At 67.9% G+C, this 5,957-nt stretch carries 5 protein-coding genes and 1 pseudogene; 4 read left to right on the top strand and 2 right to left on the bottom strand.

Annotated features, from left to right (window positions below):
• On the top strand, nucleotides 1-92 hold a 92-nt coding region (locus ACFV2J_RS37725; protein WP_385442975.1), incomplete at its 5' end, for an SDR family oxidoreductase.
• 429 nt (nucleotides 93-521) lie between these two features.
• On the top strand, nucleotides 522-1,745 hold the full coding sequence (locus ACFV2J_RS37720) for an MFS transporter (protein WP_385095504.1): 1,224 nt from the start codon (nucleotides 522-524) through the stop codon (nucleotides 1,743-1,745).
• Nucleotides 1,746-1,947: 202 nt separating this feature from the next.
• Here ACFV2J_RS37720 and ACFV2J_RS37715 read toward each other — a convergent pair whose 3' ends face one another.
• Nucleotides 1,948-2,283: a hypothetical protein gene (locus ACFV2J_RS37715; RefSeq protein ID WP_385095501.1), complete on the bottom strand. Its 336-nt coding sequence runs from the start codon at nucleotides 2,281-2,283 to the stop codon at nucleotides 1,948-1,950.
• A 202-nt stretch (nucleotides 2,284-2,485) separates the two neighbouring features.
• Nucleotides 2,486-2,650: pseudogene (locus tag ACFV2J_RS37710) on the bottom strand (Atu4866 domain-containing protein); the annotation flags it as partial.
• Nucleotides 2,651-2,865: 215 nt separating this feature from the next.
• Between ACFV2J_RS37710 and ACFV2J_RS37705 the strand changes: the two are divergent.
• On the top strand, nucleotides 2,866-3,765 hold the full coding sequence (locus tag ACFV2J_RS37705; RefSeq protein WP_385095498.1) for a helix-turn-helix transcriptional regulator: 900 nt from the start codon (nucleotides 2,866-2,868) through the stop codon (nucleotides 3,763-3,765).
• Nucleotides 3,766-3,921: 156 nt separating this feature from the next.
• A complete protein-coding gene (htpG, locus tag ACFV2J_RS37700; protein WP_385442968.1) occupies nucleotides 3,922-5,859 on the top strand; it encodes a molecular chaperone HtpG in 1,938 nt (645 codons plus the stop codon).
• The last annotated feature ends 98 nt before the right edge of the window (nucleotides 5,860-5,957 follow it).

The raw sequence follows: 5,957 nt of genomic DNA, 5'->3' as shown, positions 1-5,957 counted from the left end.
CGGCTGCGGCAGCACTCTTCCTCGCGTCCGACCAGAGCAGCTTTGTCACCGGAACCGAGCTCTACGTCGACGGTGGCCTCAACCAGATCTGAGTAATTCTCCATCCCGGAGTGGTGAGCGAAGAGGGGCCCCGCCTGCAGGATCCCAGGATGACCTCGTCGGCAGGCGCGAGCGCCGTGCCTCACCGCTATCAAGCAGGTTTGCTCGACCCAAGCTCCTCGCCCGGTAGGAGAGCTGCCCGAAAGAGTGGCCCTTGCTTCTTTGAGGGCTGGAGGAGCAGCCCTCCGGCCAGGCCATCCCCATTCCTACCCCAAGTACCCACTCGCATTTTCGATGTAACCAAGAACATTACATCGAGCGGTGGTGCCGGCCCGGTGATCCACCGGCCCCGGCGCTCGCCCCGTTCTCAGGTCACGCCGCTGTGACCCCTGCCGCTCCCATCCACGGCTGCGGCACAGCCGCCGCGCAACAACGCGGCACGGGCCACCCGCGGCCCCCGATCCTTCCAGGAGAGAAAAAGCATGAGTGACCACTCCAGCACGGCAACGGTCGCTGGTCGGCCGGAACCGCTACGAGCAGCAGCTCACGCCGCCCCCTCGCCGCAGAGCAACTGGCCGGCCGTCGCCTCGGTCGCCTTGATGTCCTTCGTCCTGGTGCTCTCGGAGTTCCTGCCGATCGGGCTCCTCCCCGTCATCGGATCCAGTCTCCACGTCTCCGTCGGCACCGTGGGCCTGGTCGTCGTCGTCCCCGGCCTGACGGCAGCGGTCACCGCGCCTCTGCTCACCATCGCCTCGGGAAAGCTCGACCGGCGCAACGTCCTGATCGCGCTCGCGGTGTCCTTCACCGTCTCCAACGTCGTGGCAGCTCTGGCCCCCAACATGCCGGTGATGGCAGTGGCCCGAATTCTGCTGGGCATCGCCGTCGGCGGATTCTGGGCGATGGGTGCCGGCGTCGCCGCCCGACTGGTGCCCGCCGAAGCGGTCAACCGCGCGAGTTCGCTGATCACCGCCGGAATCTCCGCCGGCACCGTGGTCAGCCTGCCGCTCGGCGCACTCGTAGGACATCTCGCCGGATGGCGGAGCGCGTTCTTCATCGCCGCGGGCGCCGCTCTGCTTGCTCTTGCGGCTCTGGCACTGCGTCTCCCCTCGCTGCCACCCACCGGCACGATACGCATGGCCACGCTCACGTCGTCCCTGCGCGTTCGCGGTGCCCGCATCGCCCTGCTGGCCACCGCTCTGATCTTCCTCGGACACTTCGCCGCCTACACGTACATCACCCCCTACCTGGAAGACCGGGCGCACTTCGGCTCATCCGCGGTCACCCTGGTCCTCCTCGGGTACGGCGCGGCAGGGCTGGCCGGCAACTTCGCCGCCGGCGCGATCATCGGCCGTAGCCTGCGCACGGTCTACAGCACCGCGGCCGTCCTGGTCGCCGCCACGGTCATCCTGCTCACCACGCTGACAGGCGACGCACCCGCGGTCGTCGTCCTCGTCATCCTCTGGGGTGCGGCCTTCGGCGCCGTGCCCCTGGCGCTGCAGACATGGATCCTGAACGCGACCCCCGACGCTCCCGAGAGTGGCCTGGCGCTCCTGGTCAGTGTGTTGCAGATCTCACTCGCCGCGGGATCACTCGTCGGCGGGCTGATCGTCGACGGATACGGCATCACGACCGGCTTCGCTCTCGGCGGCGTACTCGCCCTGCTCAGCGCGGCCACTCAGATCTTCCCGCGCCTGTCCCGCGGATGAATCCGGCCGCTACATGACGACCTGCGAGCAGATCGTCATCGGGCACCCGGACCGGCACGCTGCGCTCGACAGGGTTCAGCTGAACACGCGCGGGCCCACTCTGCGCTTCAACACAAGTCCCGGGTTCCGGAAGAAAGCGGACGGTACGGAAGAGTCTATGGGTGACGTTCTGTACATGTACACGACCCGCCGCTGAGAACAATTAGCAGCGGGAAGCGCAGGGATCCCAACCGCGCCTTAGATAAACTCCGTCAATCATGACCAGCCGAGGGCGATGAGCTGCAGGCCGCAGCCGCAATGGCCGAGGGAAGAATGGGGCGGCGCGGTTGTCCGCCGCACCCATCGAGGACATCGACACCACGGAGGCCGCCGAGGCCAAGGGACAGACCGTGGAGTCGACATTGACCTCCCACGTGATCAGCCCGGCCGCATCCGCCCGGGCTTGCAACCGGCTCAGCAGGACGGACCAGGTGCCGTCACGCTGCCAGCGGCGAAAGGGGCCGTAGACCGTCTGCCACGGACCGTGCTCCGACGACATATCCCGCCACGGAACGCCGGCTCGCACCCGCCACCGAATCCTGTCGATTGGCCTCCGCTAGTCCAGCGGCGGTCGCCCCAACATCACACCGGCAGCAACGGCTCCAGCATCGCCCACTGCTCGTCAGGAAGATCCCCTGGCCCATACCTGGATTTTTACGAAGCGAGACAAGGGGATCGAGCCACTTCCAAAACACGCCCTAGTCGATGTGACTGCCGTCGACGGTGTACCGGCCCGTGCAGGCGCTCTTCCGGCTGGCCCGGGCCTTGTCGTGACGTCCGTCGGGCAGCAGCTCCTGGCGGATGAATCCCTCCGCGGTCACCCACATGTCGACGTACGGGTGAGGTGCGGGGGGCGTGCCCTTCATACTCGCGTCCCCACGGTCCGCCGTCCGGCGCGGGGCGGCCAGGCCGCCGTACACCCAGGGTGTGACGCTCCGGGTGTGAGGCACCCGTCGTCGTGCCGGGGTCGCCTGCGGCCGCGTTCTGGAGCAGGAGAGCCAGGAACGCCGGGAGTTTCCTGGGTGCGTCAGGGCCACCCTCGAACCTCCCCTCGCCCCTGGTTGTCGCGGAGAATGACGGTATGAACCAGATCGTGGAGCTGGGAGAGTTCCTCCGTTCGTGCCGGGCCCGGCTCAGTCCCGCGGACGCGGGCATGCCGACGACCACCCGGCGCCGCGTCCCGGGACTGCGCCGTGAGGAGCTCGCCCAGGTGGCCGGCGTCAGCGTCGACTACTACACGCGCCTGGAACAGGGGCGCAGCCGTACCGCCTCCCCGGAGATCCTCGAGTCCCTGGCGACCGCGCTGCGCCTCGATGACACCGAGCGCGCCCACTTGTTCGATCTCGCGCGGAGGCGCCCCCTCCAGCCCCGCCGCGTCGCGTCCGCACCGGTCGAAAAGGTCAGCCCGGCCGTCCTTCAGCTGCTCGCCACCCTGGACGCCGCGTACTGCCCGGCGTTCGTCCTGGGCCGGCGTACCGACGTGGTGGCGTCCAACCCGCTCTCCCGCGCGCTGATCGCCGACTTCGACGCCATGCCCGCGAACGAACGCAACCAGGCCAGGTTCGTCTTCCTCGCGCCCGCCGCACGTGAGCTGTACGCGGATTGGGAGACCGTCGCCGCGGACACCGCCGCCATGCTGCGGATGGACGCCGGCCGCCACCCCGACGACCCGCGGCTCGGCGTACTGGTCGGTGAACTCGCGGTGCGCAGCGAGCACTTCCGCGCGCACTGGGCGGAGCGCAGGGTCCACGAACGGACCGAGGGGACCAAGGCCTACCACCACCCCGTGGCCGGAGACCTGTCCGTCACGTACCAAGCCCTCGCGCTGCCCGGCGACGGCGATCAGACCCTGTTCGTCTACAGCACCGAACCCGGTTCCCCTTCCGAGACCGCCCTGCGGTTCCTGGCGACGTGGTCGACGGAGCCTCTCACGGACCGGGCCCGCACCGTCGCACCCGAGGGACCGGACACCACCGCCTGACCCTGCCGGCCGGCGCGAGCGGTCGGCGGAGGAATCGCCGTTCCCGCACGCCACTTGGCGATCGGGATGTCTCGGCGCGTCGACGGAAACGGCGAGGTTAGAGTGCACTGGGGTGTGGTGAAAGCCCCGTCGATGATCTTGGAGGATTCGCAGGCTATGTCGGCCGAGACCCACGAGTTCCAGGTGGAAGCCCGTCAACTGCTGCAGTTGATGATCCATTCGATCTACTCGAACAAGGACGTCTTTCTGCGGGAGTTGATCTCCAACGCCTCGGACGCGCTGGACAAGCTGCGTCTGACGGCCCTGCGCGACGAGGCGCCGGGTGCGGACGTGTCCGATCTGCACATCGGCGTCGAGACCGACGCGCAGGCGAGGACGCTGACGGTGCGGGACAACGGCATCGGCATGTCGCGTGAGGAGGTCGTCCAACTCATCGGCACGATCGCCAGTTCCGGCACCGCGAGACTGCTGAAGGAGTTGAAGGAGACCGACGACGCGGACGCGGCAGCGGGTCTCATCGGCCAGTTCGGCGTCGGTTTCTACTCGGCTTTCATGGTGGCCGACGAGGTCGCCGTCGTGACCCGGCACGCCGGCGGGACACGGGGCACCCGCTGGGTCTCCCGTGGTGAAGGCACCTACACGGTCGAGGATCTCGACGAGGCGCCCCAGGGGACGACGGTCACCCTTCACCTCAAGCCCGTGGACGTCGAGAACCGGCTCGACGACTACACACAGGACTGGAAGATCCGCGAGATCGTCAAGCGGTACTCGGACTTCATCACCTGGCCGATCCGCATGGCCGTCCAGCCCGCCGCGGCGGCCGGACAGACCGGCGAAGGCGCCGACACCGAGCGGACCCCGGACGACTTCGAGACCGTGAACTCGATGAAGGCCCTCTGGGCCCGAGCGCGAGAGGACGTCTCCGACGAGGAATACCACGAGCTGTACAAGCGCATCAGCCACGACTGGCTCGCCCCGTTGGAGACCGTTCGCCTGCAAGCGGAAGGGACCTTCGAGTACCAGGCCCTGCTCTTCATCCCCTCGCGCGCTTCGCAGGACCTGTTCACGCAGGGCAGCAGCCGCGGTCTCCAACTGTTCGTGAAGCGCGTGCACATCATGGACGACTGCGAGCAACTCCTGCCGTCCTACCTCCGCTTCGTCAAGGGCATCGTCGACGCGCAGGACCTCTCGCTGAACGTCTCCCGCGAGATCCTGCAGCAGGACCGGCACATCCAGAGGATGCACCGGCGCCTGACGAAGAAGGTCCTGTCCACGATCAAGGACCTGAGGACCAGTGCCCCGGAGAGCTACGCGACCGTCTGGCGGGAGTTCGGCAAGGTCCTGAAGGAGGGACTGCTCGACGACCACGAGAACCGGGACGCCATCCTCGCTCTGTGCTCGTTCCCCTCCACCCACGCCCCGGAGGAACCAACCACTCTTGCGCAGTACGTCGAACGCATGAAGGACGGCCAGGAAGAGATCTTCTACCTGACCGGTGACTCCAGGGAGGCGATCGAGAACTCGCCCCACATGGAGGCCTTCCGCGCCAAGGGCGTCGAGGTACTGCTTCTGACCGACCCGATCGACGAGGTCTGGGTCACCGCGGTGCCCGAGTTCGACGGCAGGCAACTGCGGTCCATTACCAAGGGTGAGGTCGACCTCGGCGGCGGGGACGCCGACACCGAGGAGACCGAGCACGAGCGTGAGAACCAGCGGAAGGAGTACGCGGGGCTCCTGTCCTGGATGACCGAGCAACTCGGCCAGGACGTCAAGGAGGTCCGGCTGTCCACCCGCCTGACGCTGTCACCGGCCTGCCTCGTCTCGGACACGCACGACATCACCCCGGCGCTGGAGAACATCTACCGTGCCATGGGGCAGGACATCCCGCACACCAAGCGGATCCTCGAACTCAATCCGGGCCACTCCCTGGTCGACGGCCTCAACAAGGCCCACACCGAACGAGAGGACGGGGCCGGCGCCGGCCTCGCCGAGATCGCCGAACTCCTCTACGGAATGGCGCTCCTCGCCGAAGGCGGAGCGCTGAAGGACCCGGCCCGCTTCACCAAACTGATGGCGGACCGCCTCTCCTTCTAGGAGACCGGACGCACCTGAGGGGGGGGGGCGGCGGGGCGGGGCCCCCCGCGGTGTTATATCGGTCGTCAGTTGGTGATGGGGGGCCGGGGGGGGGGTTC

The organism is Streptomyces sp. NPDC059668, assembly GCF_042734135.1.
In the GTDB taxonomy this organism is placed as follows: domain Bacteria; phylum Actinomycetota; class Actinomycetes; order Streptomycetales; family Streptomycetaceae; genus Streptomyces.
The sequence above is the reverse complement of the archived record's forward strand: the minus strand, read 5'-3'. Positions and strand labels throughout refer to the sequence as shown.

Excerpts from the sequence above, each read along its gene's own strand:
- ACFV2J_RS37720 (WP_385095504.1), top strand. The coding sequence starts at position 522 with ATGAGTGACCACTCCAGCACGGCAACGGTCGCTGGTCGGCCGGAACCG.
- ACFV2J_RS37715 (WP_385095501.1), bottom strand. The coding sequence starts at position 2,283 with ATGTCGTCGGAGCACGGTCCGTGGCAGACGGTCTACGGCCCCTTTCGC.
- ACFV2J_RS37705 (WP_385095498.1), top strand. The coding sequence starts at position 2,866 with ATGAACCAGATCGTGGAGCTGGGAGAGTTCCTCCGTTCGTGCCGGGCC.
- htpG (WP_385442968.1), top strand. The coding sequence starts at position 3,922 with ATGTCGGCCGAGACCCACGAGTTCCAGGTGGAAGCCCGTCAACTGCTG.